A 17,380-nucleotide genomic window follows, 5' to 3' on the forward strand; every position below is an offset into this window, starting at 1 on the left:
CCCCGGCGGGCGGTGCTTCCGGTCCGGGCGATACCTGCCCGATCCCGGGGCAGGCACCGCTCAGCCCGCCCTGAGATTCTTGTCCGGATCGACGTAGGCCAGCTTCGCAGCGATGCACAGGGTGACGCGTGTACCGCCCCCCTCGATGTCTTCGATATCGAGGCGCCCGCCGATTTGTGCAGCATGTTCACGCATCCCTTGCAGGCCGTAGTGGCTGTGCTTGCCGGCCTTGTAGGGCCCCAATCCGGGGCCACGATCCGTTACCGATACAACGAATGCCTTTGGATCAGGCGAGGCATGGATGACGACCATGCTTTGTGTGTGCCGCAACGCATTGACAGCCGCTTCACGCACGACGGCATAGACATCGTGGTGGATCTGCGTATGCAGCGAATCGATTCCCTTGGGCCCTGTGATCTGGACACGCTCGCTACTGTCGGGAATGATCAACGCAATGTCGCGTTGCAGCGCTTCCCAGAAGTCTTCATCCGATCCAAACTCGCTGCGCAGGCCTTTGACCTCGTCGCGTCCCTCTGCCAGCACGCGCCTTGCACGTTCGAGCAAGGTGTCGAACTCGACACGGGCCGGGCTGCCAGGGGGAAGCCTGGTCATCACCGCTTGCATGCTGAAGAATAAACCTTGCAAGCTCTGCAGGAACGTATCGTGGAGGGCGCGCGCAATCGACTCACGCTCCTTGGAGCGAATCTCGAAGCGCTCTTCAAGCCGTGCGGCCAGGTGGCGCATGCGCATCCGATACATCAACAGCAGGATCAGCACCAGGACCGCAGCGCAGAAGGCATAAAACCACCACGTCTGCGTCATGTAAGGCGTTATTTGCAAGCGCAGCGAACTCACCTGGGGGCTGGGCAGTCCGTTTTCATTCAGCGCCACGACTTCGAATGTATAGTTTCCAGGCGCGAGGCTTTGGTAGAAAGCGGTTCGGCGCGCGCCTGCATCGACCCATTGTTCATCGACGCCAACCATCCTGTATCGGAACTGAACGCGCTGCGGAATACGAAGGCTTGGAGACGAGTAATCAATTTCCACGTCTTGCGACCCATTGCCAAGCTTGATCAGGGCACCCGGCAGGTAGCTTTTTCCTCCCGAGCTTAATCGCAGTATCTCGACATTCGCCGTGACCTTGTTCGGTTGCAGTTTACCTGGGTCGAGCCATGCCAGGCCACGTTCTCCAGCCAGCCAGAGCTTGCCGTCGCCGGCGACGAAAGCCGTATCAGCAAGCAGGATCGCCTCACCTTCGCCAGTATAGCCATCGAGAGCGTCGAAAAGCTCTCCTTTTAATGGCAATTCAGGGTTGCGCATCGTACGTTTCCAGTTGTCTTCCGAGACCTGTAGCAGACCTTGGGAAGAATTCAGCCAATACTGACCATCCTGTCCACGCGCGATTCCACTTATCACTGCCGGCCCTTTGAAAGCGGGAATGCGAATCAGCTCCAACCGGTTATTTCTGATCACGCCGTTGCCCCGGGTTCCGGACACCAAGACTTCTCCAACAGCATGGATATACTCGACGTGGCCAATATCAGGATTTTCCGTACTAATTTTCCGTATATGGTCGCCTTCGAAGACGGATAACTCATTGCCGCTGTTGACATACATTTCGCCTGAGCCACCGACAGCGATCGCGGGCCTGATCATCTCCTTGAACTGCACCCACTTGTCTTGATGAAAGCGCCACGTGCCGTGCTGCGAAATGCGCAGCCATAATTCATCGTTGCCGGCTGCTATGGTGCGAAACGTAGGAATCTGCCCGGCAGGTAAATTAATTGGCGGGAAGGGAATTTTCTTTGCACTGCCGGCGTACTGTCGTTCGATTCCACGGCTTCCTGCCAGTACCAGGCTACCGTCGGGCGCTCGGGCCATGACTTGCACATGCAGGGGGTTGTCGCTGGGAACGAGTTTGCCATCTACCATGTCCGATAGGCCGACTGTGCCATTCAATCGCCATCTTTCAAGCACAACGATTCGGCCGTCCGGATGTGGCAGCGCCAGGGCAGCTCCACGATCGATCAGTTCCTCGATCATATGCACGGGTTGGTCGCGCAGTCGCTCTATGCCTCCGGCAGTACCGACCCATACATTATGTTCACGATCGACGAAGACCGAAAGCACCCGGAGGCTGGTCATCTGCCACGGCTGATCCAGCCGTTCCTTGCTCGACATGAGGTCGAAGCTCGCACTCTCTTTCCAGGTATCGGAGCGCACTACACACAGCCCAACAGGGCAATTGCCAGTCCAAACATTTCCATCTGCGTCAAAGGCGGACTGATACATATTGCCTCGCCGGGATTGTCGCGGGCTTCGCCCGGTCGTTGCAGGCGTCAGTCTTTCAAACCGCTTGCCGAGTACAAGCCAAACACTGCCGTCTGGCGCCTCGATCATCATGGGGTTGACTGAAACCTGCCGTACCCGGCGAAATACCGTGCTTCCGGATTCCAGGACGTAGAGATTGATGCCGTCGGCAGCCCAGACACGGCCCTGGCTGTCGGCCATCACATATTCGCTGCGGGCACCGCCATAACCCCTGGCTTTATCGACGCGTGTTGCCTTGTCGTCCCGGACTTCGAACAAGCCACGGCCAGTCGCAATCCAGGTACTGTTGTTGTTTGCATGCGTAATGGCAAAGACGCTGTCGGTCTTGTCAGGCGTGAGGATGTGGTGCAGTCGACCGCCGCGCAGGACACTGAGCCCACCGATCCCGTGGCCGATCCAAAGTGAATTGTTCCTTCCGGACTGTAAGGCGCTGATGCCAGTATTCTGCAGCCGGCTTCCGTCCGCGCTCGTGTAGCGGATGAACCGGACCCCGTCAAAACGGTAGAGACCTGCGCGGCGGCTTGCCATCCACAACCAGCCGTCCTCCGTCTGAGCAATTGCATCGATCAGGCCAGGGGCGCCGTCGACTTGACTCCAGCGCTCATGGCGGTAGCCACCCAGGGGGATCGTGGGGTCAAGGGCATGTGCCGCTGGCAGGGTAGAGAGGTAAACGAGCAATAAGAGCAGAACTCGACTGATCAGGGAGCTGGAACATGTGCGCATCTTTTGTTTCTTTTACTGTTTGCTGCGATCGCTTTAGGGAAAGGCCGCTTGATGAGACTACCGCCCGGAAGAAAGCAGACCATGTCGGGACGGCCCGAACCGTGCTTTACGGGTAGTGTTAGCCTTTCATTATAATGAACGTAAACACTACGGATAGAACGAAACCGCCAGGACCGGTACAAAACGGCTATCGCAAACATCGGCACACGCTTGATAAAGCATGTCACAAGCGCGGCGCCCCAGGAACACGGAGAACGGATGGGCAAGGCTTATGGCCAGGCAATGGGCGAGTATTTCAACCTGCGGAGCACGCCGCCGGCTGTGCGCAGCGCGGTGCTGGAGAACCGCATTGCCGTTACCCACTTGCGTTACGACGGTCCCGGCACCGGCATGACCGATGCCATCCCCGCCGAACCCGCACTACTGCTGGCAGTGCAGCTGCGCCGTCTGGTCGGCCATCAGTTGTGGCTGGACGGGCGAAGCATTGACGTCAAGCCGTATGCCCCGGGTGCACTAACCATGCTCGACCTGCGTACACGGCCAACAGCGAACCTGGTTTCCGATTACGAGTGCGTGCAGATCTACCTGCCGCGCGCGGCGCTCGACGACATCTCCGAAGCCGACGATACTGCGCGCCTGGGCGATCTGCCGACCCTGAACGGGGCCGAGGATCCGGTACTGGCCCACCTGGCGCAGATCGCCCGCGTGTCGGTCGATCCTGCCGGCCCGGCAACCGAGCTGTTCCTGGAATCGCTGCTGCTGGCTGTGCACCGCCACTTGCGTGCCAGGTACGAGGGCCGGTGCGAGACGGTGCCTGGCCCGCGCGGCGGCCTGGCCGGCTGGCAGGAAGCGCGTGTGAAAGAGTATATCGAGGCGAACCTGCAGAGCGGGGTCGGTGTTATCGAACTGGCTACGCTCTGCCAGCTGTCGGTCAGTCAGTTCGGCCGGGCCTTCAAGGCCAGCACCGGCATTACGCCGCATCGCTGGCTGGTCGAACGCCGCCTGGCACGCGCCCGGGAACTGATGGTGCGCACGGGCCGAACGCTGGCCGATATCGCGCACAGCTGCGGCTTCGCCGACCAGAGCCACCTGGCGCGAGAGTTCCGGCGCGCGGAGGGCGTGCCCCTGAGTGTGTGGCGGCGCCTGCATGGTGCGGCGCCGATCTGCCTGAAAGGGCCGGAGTGATCCTGCCTCCGATGGCCTGACGGAAATCTCTGTACAATCGCCGCCTCCCGCGCCGCCTGTTGCGGCGCGCTTTGTTTTAAAAGGCTTTTGATGTACAGAACACTCACCGTCGTCCTCGCATGCCTCGGCATGGCGGGCGCCCTCGCCATTGACACCTACCTGCCGTCCATGCCTGCCATCGGACGCGAATTCGGGGTCGGCACCGTCGCCGTACAGCAGACGCTCTCCGTCTTCCTGTTTACCTTCGCCTTCATGATGCTGTTCTACGGCACCCTGTCCGATTCCTTCGGCCGGCGCCGCGTGATCCTCGTTTCCCTGGTGCTCTACACGATCGGCTCGATCGGGGCCGTCTTTGCGCCGAGCTTCGGCTGGCTGCTGGCCTGCCGCGCGCTGCAGGGCCTGTCGGCCGGCGCCGGTTCAGTGGTGGGCCAGGCGATCGTCCAGGACCGCCTGAAGGGTGCCGAGGCCCAGAAGATGATGTCGAACATGATGATGGTGTTCGGGCTTGCGCCGGCGATCGCCCCGATCATCGGCGGCTGGCTGCACGTGCACTTCGGCTGGCGCTCGACCTTCCTGTTCCTGGCCGCCTTCGGCGTGCTCCTGATCGCGATGACCCTGCGCTTGCTTCCCGAAAGCCTGCCGCCCGAGAAGCGCCAGGCCTTCCACCCGGGCACGATCGCGCGCAACTACATGTTGGTGCTGCGCCATCCGCAGTTCCTGCTGCTGTCGCTGTCGGTGGGCCTGGCCTTCGGCGGCCTGTCGCTCTACATCGGCTCGGCGGCGAACTTCGTGATGGAGATCCTCGGCCTGCCGGAGACGGCCTTCGCCTGGATGTTCATCCCGCTCATCGGCGGCATGGTGCTGGGCTCGGGCTGGGGCGGCAAGCGTGCCGCGACCATGGCGCCAGGCAAGATGAAGTGGATCGGCTTCGGCACCATGCTGGTCGCGGCGGTGATCAATATCGGCTACAACGCGCTGTTCCCGGCAGCGGTGCCGTGGGCGGTGCTGCCGCTGGCGATCTACACCTTCGGCCTGGCGGTGGCGATGCCGGCGATCCAGATGAACGCACTCGGGCTGTTCCCGGACAACCGCGGCCTGGCCTCGTCGATGCTCGGGTTCATCCAGATGATGTCGTTCGCGCTGGTGTCCGGGCTCGTTGCGCCGCTGTTGTTCGACAGTGCGTTCAAGCTGGCGTGCGGAGTGGGGGTGGGGCTGGCGGGGAGCTTTGCCGCTTGGAGGTTGAGCAAGCTGGCGTGATGTAGCGCGTGGGCCGGGACGCATGCGTCCCGGCCCACGATTGCTTAACGCTTGTGCGTCTTCAGCGCCGCCTGCACTTCGCGCTTGGCGTCGCGATCCTTCTCGGTGGCCCGCTTGTCGTGCTGCTTCTTGCCCTTGGCGAGGCCCACTTCGCATTTGATGCGGCCTCCCTTGAAGTGCAGGTTCAGCGGCACGAGCGTATAGCCCGAGCGCTCGACCTTGCCGCGCAGCTTGTCGATCTCGGCGCGGTGCAGCAGGAGTTTACGGGTGCGCAGGGCTTCCGGGTGGCTGAAGGCGGACGCGGTGCTCAGGGCGCTGATGTGCGCGCCGAACAGGAACAGCTCGTCGCCACGCACGACGACGTAGGCTTCCTTGATGTTCACGCGGCCGTCGCGGATGGCTTTGACTTCCCAACCTTCCAGCATCAGGCCCGCTTCGTAGCGGTCCTCGATGAAGTAGTCGAAAAATGCTTTTTTATTGTCAGCGATGCTCATGAAATAGCGAAAATTCGCGGGTCGGTTAAACTACGGCTATCGCGCCCTGATGGGCGCAGAAATGCAACTCGTCCAACATCATAACAAACGGTTGACCAATGGCAGTAGTGCACAAATCAGTTTTCTTGGGCTATAGCGCTGAACAGATGTTCGATCTGGTGGCGAAGGTGGAAGATTATCCGAAGTTCCTGCCATGGTGCAGCGGCGTCAAGCTGCTCGAGCGCAGTGACGACAAGCTGGTGGCCAGCCTGGGCATCAACTTCCACGGCGTCAAGCAGAGCTTCACCACCGCGAACCACAACCTGCGTCCCACGCAGATGAAGATGCACCTCGTCGACGGCCCCTTCAAGATGCTCGAGGGAACCTGGAATTTCAAGGCCCTGCGCGCCGACGCCTGCAAGATCGATTTCGACCTGCACTACGAGTTTTCCAGCGTCATCCTGGCGCAACTGGTCGGCCCGGTCTTCGGCATGATCGCTAACAGCATGGTCGATTCGTTCTGCAAGCGGGCCGAGGTGGTGTATGGCGTCTGAGATGCTGGAGGTGGTGCTCTGCTACGCTACGGCGCGCGCGGAATTCCTGCACACAATGCAGGTCGCGCCCGGCACCACCATCGGCCAGGCGATCGAGGGCAGCGGCGTGCTGCTGGCCTTCCCTGACATTAACCTGGTGACCCAGCCGGTCGGCATTTTTGCCAAGAAGAAGACGCTTGATACGACCCTGCGCGACCGCGACCGTATTGAAATCTACCGGCCGCTGGTGGCGGACCCCAAGGATTCGCGCCGCAGGCGCGCGGCCAAGAAAGACACGGCGGGCTCCCGCGCGCCTGCCTGAGTGGCATCTACAGGCATTTGCACGCTGAGCGGCGCGCCTGGTCGCTTCCCATTATAAAAGGGAGTTGCAACTACGCAACCTATTCGGTTTCCGCACGGGAATTTTGATAAGATGGCTGGCTCTTCCGCGTGCCAGGCGCCCGGTGACCAGGCCTCGGGCCGAGGTGTCGCCTGACACCGGCGACCGTGGCGCTGCGGCGCCTCCCACCACCGGCCTCTGTCCTGCCATGTCCATCCACGTGCTCAGCGCCCTGATCCTCCTGCTGGTGACTACCGCAATGTCGGTTGTGATGCTGCTGGTGCTGACCTCGCTGAAAGCAAGCCGGGTCGTGGGCGTCAAGGAATGGAGACAGGCCAATGCTATTGCCGTGCTGGCGCTGCTCTTGTTCGCCGCGCGCGGCGCGCTGCCCGACCTGCTGACCATCGAAGGAGCAAATGGCCTGTTTCTCGTTACCATTGCTTTGATGTATGCCGGATTCCGGCGCCATCTCGGCCTGCCGGTGCAGGGCGCACGCCTGCTGGTGGGGGGATTGCTTACGCTGGGCGGCGTCGCCGCCTTTCATTACGGGCTCGATTCAATCGAAGTGCGCACCGTCAGCGTTTCCATGTTCCACGGCACGCTCTGCCTGGCCATTGGCGCCAGCGTGCCCGTGTCCGCCGATGCGCGCCTGCGTTACCCGACCCTGTTCACGAAAGTCGCGGCGCTCGCGCTCGGCACCGCGCATGGTGTGCGCGGCCTCGTGTATGCGATCGAAGCGTGGATGCCCGGAACCTTCGACGCCATGCCGACCTACAACCTGGTCTTCATGGCCCTCGGCACGCTGGCGCTGCCGGCGCTGACACTGGGCGCGGTGATGATGGCGAATGCGCGCATCCTCGCCGCCGCGGCCCACGCGGCGGACCACGATCACCTGACGGGAGCGGCCTCGCGCCGCGCCTTCTCCGCCTTCGCCGAACGCGAGCACGCGCGCGCACAGGGCAGCGGCTCGCCGCTTGCGCTACTGCTGTTCGATGTCGATCATTTCAAGCGGATCAATGACAGCCACGGCCATGGCGTGGGCGACCGCGTGCTGCGCGAGATCGTGGAACGGACACGCGAGGCTGTGCGCGAGGTCGATTACTGCGGGCGCCTGGGCGGCGAGGAGTTTGCCGTCCTGCTGCCGGACACCGACGCGGCGGCCGCGCTTGCGGTGGCCGAACGGGTGCGCGCGGCGCTCGACACCGCGCTTGAGCCGGTTCCGGCGGGGCAGGCGGTCTGCTACACAGTCAGTATCGGCGTGGCCATGCTGGAAGAGGGCGAAGCGCTGGACGGCCTGATGGCAAGGGCCGACGCCGCCCTGTACAAAGCCAAGGCCGGCGGGCGCAACCGGGTAGTGGGCGCGCCGGCGCTGCATCCCCACGGACGGGCGCTGCCCGTCAAGGCGCAGGACTGAAGCCCTCTGGCTGGGCTGCGCTCAGCGGCAGTCGGCCAGCGCCTTGTCGATCGCCGCCGCGCGCTCGGCGCGCTCGCTGTCGTCCAGGAAGCGCTGCTTGCCGTCGCTCCCCACTGCCGCGACCCGGGCGCCGGCCTCGTACATGCGTTTTGAATTGCGCATCTCATTGCAGTATTCCCGCTGGGCCGTCAGGCGCTTTGCCTCGTCTCGCGCCTTTCCCTCCGCTTCCACGCGTTCCTGGGCACGCTTACGGTAATCCGCCTCGCGCTCAGCCAGTGTCATTCCCTTCGGTTTCGCTACGGGCGGAACCTGTGCAGGAGGTATCCCGGCCGGCTCGCCCGCGCTCATTGCCGAACGGCCCGGGGCCTTCAGAATCTTCGATGGCGGGGTGCCGGGCGGCGGCGGCTGGTCCGAGTACTGGCGGGTACCATTTGGCGCGATCCAGACGAACTGCGCCTGCGCCAGGCCGGCGCAGCAGAGCAGGGCGATGCCGACCAGGCGGGAGAGAAGAGGGCGAAGCGGCGTGTGCGTCATCAAAATATTTCCTTACGGTATGAACTGTGATTTCCTCATGATTGGCCAGCCCTGTCAACGAAAGGCTGGCTGAAGGTCTTTTTTTGGCCACTGGAGACGCCTTTCCGCGCATTCTGTATAATTCGCTTTTGCGCCTATAGGAAAATGGTATGCGTCTACTTCAAAAAGCACTCACGTTCGATGATGTGCTGCTCGTCCCGGCCTACTCGAACGTTCTTCCGGCCGATACCTCCCTTCGCACCAAGCTGACCCGCAACATCACGCTCAACATCCCGCTGCTCTCGGCTGCGATGGATACCGTGACCGAAGCCCGTCTCGCTATTGCGATGGCGCAGGAAGGCGGCATTGGCATCATCCACAAGAACCTGCGTCCGGCCGACCAGGCCCGTGAAGTAGCGCGCGTCAAGCGTTTCGAAGCCGGCGTGCTGCGCGATCCGATCATCGTGCCTCCGAGCATGAAGATCCGCGACGTCATCGCCCTGCAGCACCAGCACGGCTTCAGTGGCTTCCCTGTGGTTGAGGGCAAGCAGGTGGTCGGCATCATTACCAACCGCGATTTGCGCTTCGAGGAAGACCTCGACGCCGAGACGCGCACCAAGATGACCCCGCGCGAAAAACTCGTCTACGTGAACGAGGAAGCGAATACCGAAGAAGCCAAGCGCCTGATGAACAAGCACCGCCTCGAGCGCGTGCTGGTCGTCAACGACGAGTTCGAGCTGCGCGGCCTGATCACCGTGAAAGACATCATGAAGTCGCACGAGCACCCGTTCGCATCGAAAGATGCGCAGGGCAAGCTGCTGGTCGGTGCGGCTGTCGGCGTCGGTGAGAAAGACCGCGAACGCGTCGAGCTGCTGGTTGCGGCCGGCGTCGATGTACTGGTCGTCGACACCGCGCACGGCCACTCGCAAGGCATTCTGGACACTGTGAAGTCGATCAAGACCCGCTACCCGCACGTGGACGTCATCGGCGGCAACATCGCTACGGCGGCCGCCGCGCGGGCGCTGGTCGAGGCCGGCGCGGACGCCGTCAAGGTCGGCATCGGCCCGGGCTCGATCTGCACCACGCGTATCGTCGCCGGCGTCGGCGTGCCGCAAATTACCGCGATCTCGAACGTGGCTGAAGCGCTGGCCGGCACCGGCGTGCCCTGCATCGCCGACGGCGGCATCCGTTACTCGGGCGACGTCTCCAAAGCGCTCGCAGCGGGCGCCTCGACCGTCATGATGGGTTCGATGTTCGCCGGCACCGAAGAAGCGCCGGGCGAAGTCATCCTGTACCAGGGCCGCAGCTACAAGTCCTACCGCGGCATGGGCTCGCTGGGCGCAATGGCCGAAGGCTCAGCCGACCGCTATTTCCAGGACGCCTCGGCCAAGGCCGACAAGTTCGTGCCGGAAGGTATCGAAGGCCGCGTTGCCTACAAGGGCAGCGTGCTGGCGATCATCTTTCAACTGGTCGGCGGCGTGCGCCAGTCGATGGGCTACTGCGGCTGCGCCACGATCGACGAACTGCGCGAAAAGGCGGAATTCGTCGAGATCACGTCGGCCGGCATGCGCGAATCGCACGTCCACGACGTCCAGATCACCAAGGAAGCGCCGAACTACCGTTCGGAATAAGCAAAAAGCGGCCGGCGACGGCCGCTTTTTCCATGCGCGCCGTGATTCGCGCCTTGACCTGATTATTACTTTCTGACTGCCTCAATGCACTCCAAAATCCTCATCCTCGACTTCGGCTCCCAGGTCACCCAACTGATCGCCCGCCGCGTGCGCGACGCCGGCGTCTTCTCCGAAGTCTTCCCCTACGACGTCAGCGAAGAATTCGTCCGCAACTACGGCGCCGCCGGCGTGATCCTGTCCGGCAGCCATAACTCGACCCTGGAAGGCGACTCCCCGCGCGCCCCGCAAGCCGTGTTCGAACTCGGCGTCCCTGTGCTCGGCATCTGCTACGGCATGCAGACCATGGCCGCCCAGCTCGGCGGCAAGGTCGAAAATGGCAAAGTGCGCGAATTCGGCTACGCCGAAGTGCGCGCCCGCGGCCACACGGCCCTGCTGAAAGGCATCAACGACTTCGTCACCGACGAAGGCCACGGCATGCTCAAGGTGTGGATGAGCCACGGCGACAAGGTGCTGGAAATGCCGCAAGGCTTCAAGCTGATGGGTTCGACCGACAGCTGCCCGGTCGCCGCCATGGCCGACGAAGACCGCCACTTCTACGCGCTGCAGTTCCATCCGGAAGTGACTCACACGACCCAGGGCGAAGCCATCATCGGCCGCTTCGTGCACGAAATCTGCGGCTGCAAGTCCGACTGGAACATGCCCGACTACATTGGCGAAGCCGTCGAAAAGATCCGCGCCCAGGTCGGCACGGATGAAGTCATCCTCGGCCTCTCGGGCGGCGTCGATTCGAGCGTAGCCGCAGCCCTGATCCACCGCGCAATCGGCGACCAGCTGACCTGCGTGTTCGTCGACCACGGCCTCCTGCGCAAGGACGAGGGCAAGATGGTGATGGACATGTTTTCGAAGAACCTCGGCGTCAAGGTGCTGCGCATCGATGCCGAAGACCAGTTCCTCGGCCACCTGGCCGGCGTGAACGACCCCGAGCAGAAGCGCAAGATCATCGGCCGCGAATTCGTCGAAGTCTTCCAGGTCGAAGCCGGCAAGCTGACGAATGCCAAATGGCTGGCGCAGGGCACGATCTACCCGGACGTGATCGAGTCGGCCGGCAAAGGCAAAAAAGGCCAGACCATCAAGAGCCACCACAACGTGGGCGGCCTGCCGGAAACGCTGAACCTGAAACTGCTGGAACCGCTGCGCGAACTGTTCAAGGACGAAGTGCGCAAGCTCGGCGTCGCCCTCGGCCTGCCGCACAGCATGGTCTACCGCCACCCGTTCCCAGGCCCGGGCCTTGGCGTGCGCATCCTCGGCGAAGTCAAAAAGGAATTCGCCGACCTGCTGCGCGAAGCGGACGCCATTTTCATCGAAGAACTGCGCAACACCCCGTTCGAACTGCCGCCGGTGGCCGGTATCGACGCCGGCAAGGCGCCGGTGAACTGGTACGAAGCGACCAGCCAGGCGTTTGCCGTGTTCCTGCCGGTGAAGTCGGTGGGCGTGATGGGCGACGGCCGCACCTATGAATACGTCGTGGCCCTGCGCGCGGTGCAGACGCTGGACTTCATGACGGCGCAGTGGGCGCATCTGCCGCACTCGCTGCTCGGCAAGGTGTCGAACCGGATCATCAACGAGGTGCGCGGGATCAATCGCGTTGTTTATGATATTTCGGGGAAGCCGCCGGCGACGATTGAGTGGGAATAATTCGCAGCCCGGCAGTAGCTGGCACTCTCTAGCATTAGACTTGACCCAAGCCCCTGATTTCAGGGGCTTTTTTATTGGTCGGCCTGGTAGAGTCAGGCATTTTCTGGCAACGCGAAGCACCAAAGTTTGATGGTATCGACATTGGTCCCGGTTTGGAGCGATACCATAAACAGGTGCTCGTACCATGTTGCTTTATCTCATTCAATCATGGTATCAATCCAAGCTAAGTGATTGAATATAAAAGAGAAAGTGGCATGAAAACGGGCGTTCCCAATCATGGTATGGAGGGTGTCCATGTTGACAGACGCCGCACTGAGGAATTTGAAGCCGAAGGAGAAGGGATACAAGGTGGCCGACCGTGACGGCTTGTATGTATTCGTGCTCACCTCCGGTACTATTTCGTTCCGCTACAACTATGCGATCAATGGCAGGCAGGAGACGCTGGTGCTTGGGCGTTATGGTCCTGGAGGACTGAAGCTGGGCGAAGCGCGGGAGCTGCTGAACGAGGCTAAGAAATCGCTTGCTGCCGGCAGATCGCCTGCACGGCAAAAGGCGACAGTGCAGGCCCGCCGGCACGAAGAAAATACGTTTGCCGAATGGGCCGAGGAATGGCTGGAACGCTACACAATGGCCGAGTCGACGCGCGATATGCGCCGCTCCGTGTATGAGCGCGACTTGAAACGTCCATTCGGAAAACTGAAACTGGATGAGGTCACCTCGGACGAGTTGCGCCGATTATGCGATCGCATCGTCGACCGGGGCGCCCCGGCAACCGCAGTCCATGCCCGCGACGTTGTCATGCTTGTGTTTCGGTATGCGAAGGATCGCGGGCAAAAAGTCGTCAACCCGGCTGACGAAGTCCGACCCAGTTCGATTGCCCGGTTCCAGCCTCGTGATCGCGCGTTGAGCGCGGAAGAGGTCGGTCTCGTATTCCGCTTCCTCGACAAGGTGGCAACGAGTCCGACTATTCGGCTCGGGGTCAAACTGCTACTCCTGACGATGTTACGAAAATCCGAAATGAGCGAGGGCGAGTGGTCCGAGGTGAGCTTCACGGATCGCGTCTGGGTGATTCCTGCAGCTCGGATGAAGCGCCGTAATCCCCACAACGTTTACCTGTCGGAGGCGGCGCTGGACATCCTGGTTGCACTGAAGACGTGTGCCGGCGCTTCGCGCTATATTTTCCCCTCGCGCTACGATGGGGATCAGCCGATGAGCAAGGCCACGCTGAACCGGGTAACGATGGCCGTCCTCGAGTACGCACGTGCCGACGGAGTGCCGCTCGCGAATTTCACTCCGCATGATTTCAGACGTACCGCTTCCACGGCACTGCACGAAGCCGGTTTTCAGTCGGACTGGATCGAGAAGTGCCTGGCCCACGAACAGCGAGGTGTGCGCGCGGTGTACAACAAGGCGGAGTATGCGGAGCAGCGCCGCCATATGATGCAATCGTGGGCCAGCATGGTCCAGCAGTGGTGCACTGCCGCTACCTAGTGCCGGGCGCAGGCTGCTGAATGCTGGCAGCCTGGTGATGCGCGATCCAGTCATCAACTTCGAGCAAATCCCAGGCGACCAGCCGGGGCGTAACCGAGAACCGCCTTGGAAACTCACCGCGTTTTTCCATATCGAGGATTGTACGTTCGCACATGGGTACCTTTTGCAGTAGCTGCTTACGGTTGATCAGGACGCGGCCCAGGGGCCGCGCAGCAGAGTCGGCGACTATCATTTGTTTCTCCTTTTCGATATTTCGAACATGGGTACAGTATGTTGGTCGCATGAGAGACCGAAAAGGCGAATCTGTCCGGTATTTCGGATGGATCAAAGTGTATGAAGCGGTAGGGGCGAAAATTTGCCCGGCCGAATGGTGGAGGCAGAGGCAGCAAATCGTACGAGTCCTTCGTTCCGGGATCAGTGCAGTGAGAATTTAGCGGCTAAATCTTGTTCATCCGATGGGAGTCCATGTGTACAACCTGATCCTGCTGACAAACATCCTCCGCATCCTCGATGATGTTGGGATGAGCAAGAATGAGCTGGCAAAGAAGGCTGGCATGTCGGTCTCGTTTCTCTCAGATCTGACCAACGACCATGCCAATCCCTCCCTGCGCATCATGGAAGCGATTGCGCAGGCGCTCGACACGCCGTTGCCCGCACTGCTTGAAACAACGGACCTGGACCGGCAGTCGCTGGAGGAGCTTGCTGGTGGCGCGTCAAAGCTGAGTTTGCCTGAGGGGTATGCGCGCGTCTCGGCTATCGTCACTGAATTCGAGGCATTCACCGTGAGACAGTGGGATCAAAAGAATCGCAAACTTCTTAACGCGGCCAAGAAAAAGGCCAGGTCCGTTCGCCGCAAGAGGGCGTAGCGCTTTCTATTACACGGAGCCCGGCCTAGTTGGCCAAGGCTGCGAGCATTTGGCGAACGCTCCGACTAGGTCGCCAATATGGCACGTGGACTGCCGAAGGCGGGCTGCTGCGTGAAGGTAGGAGGATGCTGGCCGGATTCTGTCAATTGAGATTACTCTCCATTTGGCGATCGACAAGCGGCTCATAGCCCTCCTCAAACTTGACCGGAATGCTGACGCCTGATTCACGAATGCACGTTGGCTTCCTGCGATGACCGAACGTCTTGGTGAACCCGACCTTCATCTGCTCCGTTTCTTCGCCTTCATGGGAACAGGAGCCTTCACGCCCACCCGCGCGCCCAACGTCTGGCCACCAACGCGCTGTGTGCCGACATTTTTGGCTACGCTGGGGGGAAGAGGGGTATAGCGGGCCTGCTTGTTTACCTCGAGGATATCGACGTTTTCTTTTCCTCGTTCAGCCATGTATATGTCGACAACGCTGTCCTCGCCGTCGCACCGACTCTCGCAACTCAAAGCTGGTCCGGCACGTACTGCCATTGCTTCTTGCTGCGCGGTGGAGGCTTGGGTCAGTTCCAAGCGGCGCTGTTCGAGTGCGGCGTCGGCAAAGGTGACGCGCATACCCGCTTCGACGGCCGCAACGAGAATCTGCTCCTTGAAGCCGTCAGAACCGTTGACGGCGATGCGGCCGCCAAAACGGGCGACCGCCATCTCGAGCGCGGACAGCACGGCTGCCTGGTCGGCTTCAAGTGAGACCTTCAGTCTGTCGCCGTCATCGCGGATCGCGCTGCCACCAACGTGGTAGATGATTGTTCCCTTCTTGGTGACGCTGTCGTGGCCAGTGGGCCGCGCCGGCTGTCGCGGCAGGGCTTTCCCCGTGACCGAATTGCCCGTCAGTACGCTTCTCGGATCGCGCCCGCGGAGTGCTGCCAGCGCCTCAAGGTCGCCCTGTGCGGCCTCGTGGCGCAGCCAGTCCGCCCATTGACATCGCCAATGCCGTTGATCGATTGCCTGGCGCTCGCGCCGGTACAGGACCTTGATCGCAGCGATCTCTTCGCTCCGGGCACGGGAGAGCGCGCCGTACATCAGCTTCTTCGCAGGTCCAGGTATCGAGACCAGCTTGAGGGCGGCACGTTTAAGGCCCACAGTGCGCTTGGCTGCGTCGATCCGGCGCTCTTTGCGTGCGCGTGCCTGGTTTCGTTCCCGTACCCGGCCCTCTGCCGCTCGCACCTGCGCCGCCCGATAGCGCGAATACAGCTCGGTAGTGTCCACGCTCGATGCAAGCGGCTGCTTCTGGTAGCCCCGCGCCGGCCTGACTGTTTTTAGCTTGCTGGGCGCCGCCTGGAATGGACCGAGACGCTGTTCCAGCCGCGGCCTGGAAAACTCGCGCCCCACCGAACTGGCCTTGACCGTGGTCCTGTCGGCGGCAGTTATCACCAAGCCGTTTCCGGCTGGGTGCAGGCGCAGCCCGTTGTCAAGCAGCAGGGCGTGCAGCTCGTCCCACGATTGCGTAACCCGCATTCGCTCAGCGCACTCACGCTTGACCCAGCCAAGCAGGCTCTCGACACCCGAATGGTGCTCCATGTCAGCAGCGCGGTTTTCCGACGCTGTTTTCCCTGGCGCGTGGTTGTCCTTCTGCAGGCCGTACTCATCCTCCAGCTTGTCGCATAGCCTCGCCAGGATGCGGTAGGCCTGGAATGGTTCAAGAATTGTGTAGCGCGTGGGGTGAATCTTGTTGATGGCGACGTGCACGTGCAAATTGTCGGTGTCATCGTGCACGACGCTGACCCGTTGATGCCCGGCGAACCCCAGCGCGGCGCACAGGCTGTCTTCGATCGACGAAAGAGTGGCTACGTCAGGCTGTTCGCCATGGCGGAAACTGACGATCAGGTGGTAGGTCTTGTCGGCCCTGGACCGGGTGTTCATCGCCTGGGTATTGAGTATCTCCAGTGCAGCGACGTCGGCCGAGTCGTTCATGCAGTTGGTGATCCGGATGGCGCCGGTGCGCACCGCCTTGCCCTGCGAATCTGTCAGGTAGCGTACCAGTCTGGCAAAGCTGCTCTTGGTGGCAGCGTTCATCGCAATGTGCTTGGCGATCATGGCTCTTCGCATCCGTTTTAGCTGCTAAAACTGGTCGCCGTCGCTGGAGGCAACCAGTACCGGATGGACAACGGTCGACGAGGATTTGCATGGACCCTTGGGCACAGCCCATGCGCTGACCTGCAACTGCGTGCGCTCATCTGGCAAGCAGTACACCTCGACCGCCGGCGTGCTCTTGCGTGTGCACTTTTCGCTCATTGTCCACCTCCGAATTTGCCGGCGGCAGCCGCCTGGCCTCGCAGAGCAGGATTCCCGTTGAGCACGAAGTGCGAATAAGGGGGGAGTGAAGCAGGAACACACGCTACGCGGGTGGGCCTACTTCACCTATCCTGCCCGACTCTGCGAGTCGATTACGCCAAGGCAGGATACCTATCGGACTTTCGGTCAAACCTCGACTGGATCAATAAGACACACCGTTTATATCGAAACCATAAGCGGCTCTCCTATACTGGTTTCAGGCCGGCGGAGACGCGGCGCGACCATCATCAGTGACGAGAACCAGGACGTAGAGACGGACCATCGCGATGGCCAAGTCCTATACCAAGCAATTGACCGAGTGGGTCAGGCAAACGCGCCATTCAGCCAGGCGCAACCGGAATCGCGTTGCCTTCACGGCCGTAAAGAACGACGTGAGAGAAGCGCTGGAGGAGGGCTGGCCGGTGAAGACGATCTGGGCGCACATGGTCGAGCAAAAGCGTATCGAGTGTGGTTACGACACGTTTTTGGTTTACGTGAAGCGCCATATGGCAACAGCTACTGAACCTCCGGGCGCGAGCAGGTCAAGCCAGCCTCCCGGCCGTTCGCTGGCCACAGAAGCCGGGCGATCGGGCC

15 protein-coding genes are annotated in these 17,380 nt (G+C 61.6%); 10 read left to right on the forward strand and 5 right to left on the reverse strand.

Features of this window, described 5'->3' with window-relative positions:
• Nucleotides 1-60: 60 nt before the first annotated feature.
• Complete coding sequence (locus tag ACFPN5_RS14380; protein ID WP_379784405.1) at nucleotides 61-3,054, reverse strand: sensor histidine kinase; 2,994 nt, start codon at nucleotides 3,052-3,054, stop codon at nucleotides 61-63.
• A 258-nt stretch (nucleotides 3,055-3,312) separates the two neighbouring features.
• Here ACFPN5_RS14380 and ACFPN5_RS14385 point away from each other — a divergent pair, with 258 nt between their 5' ends.
• Together ACFPN5_RS14385 and ACFPN5_RS14390 are read left to right on the forward strand one after the other, a co-directional pair.
• Entirely contained in the window at nucleotides 3,313-4,239 is a 927-nt protein-coding gene (locus ACFPN5_RS14385; RefSeq protein ID WP_379784407.1) for a helix-turn-helix domain-containing protein, read from the forward strand.
• Between the two features lie 90 nt (nucleotides 4,240-4,329).
• On the forward strand, nucleotides 4,330-5,496 hold the full coding sequence (locus tag ACFPN5_RS14390; protein WP_379784409.1) for a multidrug effflux MFS transporter: 1,167 nt from the start codon (nucleotides 4,330-4,332) through the stop codon (nucleotides 5,494-5,496).
• Nucleotides 5,497-5,540: 44 nt separating this feature from the next.
• Here ACFPN5_RS14390 and smpB read toward each other — a convergent pair whose 3' ends face one another.
• Nucleotides 5,541-5,990, reverse strand: coding sequence for an SsrA-binding protein SmpB (smpB, locus tag ACFPN5_RS14395; RefSeq protein ID WP_379784411.1), 450 nt, complete (start codon nucleotides 5,988-5,990; stop codon nucleotides 5,541-5,543).
• Between the two features lie 98 nt (nucleotides 5,991-6,088).
• Between smpB and ACFPN5_RS14400 the strand changes: the two genes are divergently transcribed.
• The 3 genes from ACFPN5_RS14400 to ACFPN5_RS14410 all read left to right on the forward strand — a co-directional run bounded on the left by ACFPN5_RS14400 (nucleotide 6,089) and on the right by ACFPN5_RS14410 (nucleotide 8,256).
• Nucleotides 6,089-6,523 (forward strand): type II toxin-antitoxin system RatA family toxin, encoded by a 435-nt coding sequence (locus ACFPN5_RS14400; protein WP_379784413.1) that lies wholly within the window; start codon nucleotides 6,089-6,091, stop codon nucleotides 6,521-6,523.
• Nucleotides 6,513-6,824, forward strand: a complete 312-nt coding sequence (locus ACFPN5_RS14405; protein ID WP_379784415.1) for an RnfH family protein — start codon at nucleotides 6,513-6,515, stop codon at nucleotides 6,822-6,824. Before ACFPN5_RS14400 ends, ACFPN5_RS14405 begins: the two co-directional genes overlap by 11 nt.
• A gap of 142 nt (nucleotides 6,825-6,966) precedes the next feature.
• Nucleotides 6,967-8,256 carry a GGDEF domain-containing protein gene (locus ACFPN5_RS14410; RefSeq protein ID WP_379784417.1) on the forward strand — a complete coding sequence of 430 codons (1,290 nt, stop codon included), beginning with the start codon at nucleotides 6,967-6,969 and terminating at the stop codon, nucleotides 8,254-8,256.
• 21 nt (nucleotides 8,257-8,277) lie between these two features.
• Here ACFPN5_RS14410 and ACFPN5_RS14415 read toward each other — a convergent pair whose 3' ends face one another.
• Nucleotides 8,278-8,790, reverse strand: a complete 513-nt coding sequence (locus ACFPN5_RS14415; protein ID WP_379784419.1) for a DUF4124 domain-containing protein — start codon at nucleotides 8,788-8,790, stop codon at nucleotides 8,278-8,280.
• Between the two features lie 149 nt (nucleotides 8,791-8,939).
• On the opposite strand from ACFPN5_RS14415, the gene guaB reads away from it, so the two are divergent.
• The 3 genes from guaB to ACFPN5_RS14430 all read left to right on the forward strand — a co-directional run bounded on the left by guaB (nucleotide 8,940) and on the right by ACFPN5_RS14430 (nucleotide 13,586).
• A complete protein-coding gene (guaB, locus tag ACFPN5_RS14420; RefSeq protein ID WP_379784421.1) occupies nucleotides 8,940-10,400 on the forward strand; it encodes an IMP dehydrogenase in 1,461 nt (486 codons plus the stop codon).
• A gap of 84 nt (nucleotides 10,401-10,484) precedes the next feature.
• On the forward strand, nucleotides 10,485-12,095 hold the full coding sequence (gene guaA / locus ACFPN5_RS14425) for a glutamine-hydrolyzing GMP synthase (protein WP_379784423.1): 1,611 nt from the start codon (nucleotides 10,485-10,487) through the stop codon (nucleotides 12,093-12,095).
• Between the two features lie 294 nt (nucleotides 12,096-12,389).
• Nucleotides 12,390-13,586, forward strand: a complete 1,197-nt coding sequence (locus ACFPN5_RS14430) for a tyrosine-type recombinase/integrase (RefSeq protein ID WP_379784425.1) — start codon at nucleotides 12,390-12,392, stop codon at nucleotides 13,584-13,586.
• Here ACFPN5_RS14430 and ACFPN5_RS14435 read toward each other — a convergent pair.
• On the reverse strand, nucleotides 13,579-13,818 hold the full coding sequence (locus tag ACFPN5_RS14435; RefSeq protein WP_379784427.1) for a helix-turn-helix transcriptional regulator: 240 nt from the start codon (nucleotides 13,816-13,818) through the stop codon (nucleotides 13,579-13,581). The genes ACFPN5_RS14430 and ACFPN5_RS14435 overlap by 8 nt on opposite strands.
• Nucleotides 13,819-14,053: 235 nt before the next feature.
• Here ACFPN5_RS14435 and ACFPN5_RS14440 point away from each other — a divergent pair, with 235 nt between their 5' ends.
• Nucleotides 14,054-14,452 (forward strand): transcriptional regulator, encoded by a 399-nt coding sequence (locus ACFPN5_RS14440; protein WP_379784429.1) that lies wholly within the window; start codon nucleotides 14,054-14,056, stop codon nucleotides 14,450-14,452.
• A 279-nt stretch (nucleotides 14,453-14,731) separates the two neighbouring features.
• On the opposite strand, the gene traI is transcribed toward ACFPN5_RS14440, so the two are convergent.
• Nucleotides 14,732-16,549, reverse strand: a complete 1,818-nt coding sequence (traI, locus tag ACFPN5_RS14445) for a TraI/MobA(P) family conjugative relaxase (protein ID WP_379784431.1) — start codon at nucleotides 16,547-16,549, stop codon at nucleotides 14,732-14,734.
• A 524-nt stretch (nucleotides 16,550-17,073) separates the two neighbouring features.
• On the opposite strand from traI, the gene ACFPN5_RS14450 reads away from it, so the two are divergent.
• Nucleotides 17,074-17,380: TraK family protein (locus ACFPN5_RS14450; protein WP_379784433.1), on the forward strand; the 307-nt coding region annotated here is incomplete at its 3' end.

It is taken from the genome of Massilia niabensis (assembly GCF_042655085.1).
GTDB classification, from domain to species: Bacteria; Pseudomonadota; Gammaproteobacteria; order Burkholderiales; family Burkholderiaceae_D; genus Telluria; species Telluria niabensis.

What these genes read in the sequence shown, in the direction of transcription:
- ACFPN5_RS14380 (WP_379784405.1), bottom strand. Translation starts at nt 3,054, where the DNA reads ATGCGCACATGTTCCAGCTCCCTGATCAGTCGAGTTCTGCTCTTATTG.
- traI (WP_379784431.1), bottom strand. Translation starts at nt 16,549, where the DNA reads ATGATCGCCAAGCACATTGCGATGAACGCTGCCACCAAGAGCAGCTTT.
- ACFPN5_RS14390 (WP_379784409.1), top strand. Translation starts at nt 4,330, where the DNA reads ATGTACAGAACACTCACCGTCGTCCTCGCATGCCTCGGCATGGCGGGC.
- guaB (WP_379784421.1), top strand. Translation starts at nt 8,940, where the DNA reads ATGCGTCTACTTCAAAAAGCACTCACGTTCGATGATGTGCTGCTCGTC.
- ACFPN5_RS14415 (WP_379784419.1), bottom strand. Translation starts at nt 8,790, where the DNA reads ATGACGCACACGCCGCTTCGCCCTCTTCTCTCCCGCCTGGTCGGCATC.
- ACFPN5_RS14405 (WP_379784415.1), top strand. Translation starts at nt 6,513, where the DNA reads ATGGCGTCTGAGATGCTGGAGGTGGTGCTCTGCTACGCTACGGCGCGC.
- ACFPN5_RS14435 (WP_379784427.1), bottom strand. Translation starts at nt 13,818, where the DNA reads ATGATAGTCGCCGACTCTGCTGCGCGGCCCCTGGGCCGCGTCCTGATC.
- ACFPN5_RS14400 (WP_379784413.1), top strand. Translation starts at nt 6,089, where the DNA reads ATGGCAGTAGTGCACAAATCAGTTTTCTTGGGCTATAGCGCTGAACAG.
- smpB (WP_379784411.1), bottom strand. Translation starts at nt 5,990, where the DNA reads ATGAGCATCGCTGACAATAAAAAAGCATTTTTCGACTACTTCATCGAG.
- ACFPN5_RS14385 (WP_379784407.1), top strand. Translation starts at nt 3,313, where the DNA reads ATGGGCAAGGCTTATGGCCAGGCAATGGGCGAGTATTTCAACCTGCGG.
- ACFPN5_RS14430 (WP_379784425.1), top strand. Translation starts at nt 12,390, where the DNA reads ATGTTGACAGACGCCGCACTGAGGAATTTGAAGCCGAAGGAGAAGGGA.
- guaA (WP_379784423.1), top strand. Translation starts at nt 10,485, where the DNA reads ATGCACTCCAAAATCCTCATCCTCGACTTCGGCTCCCAGGTCACCCAA.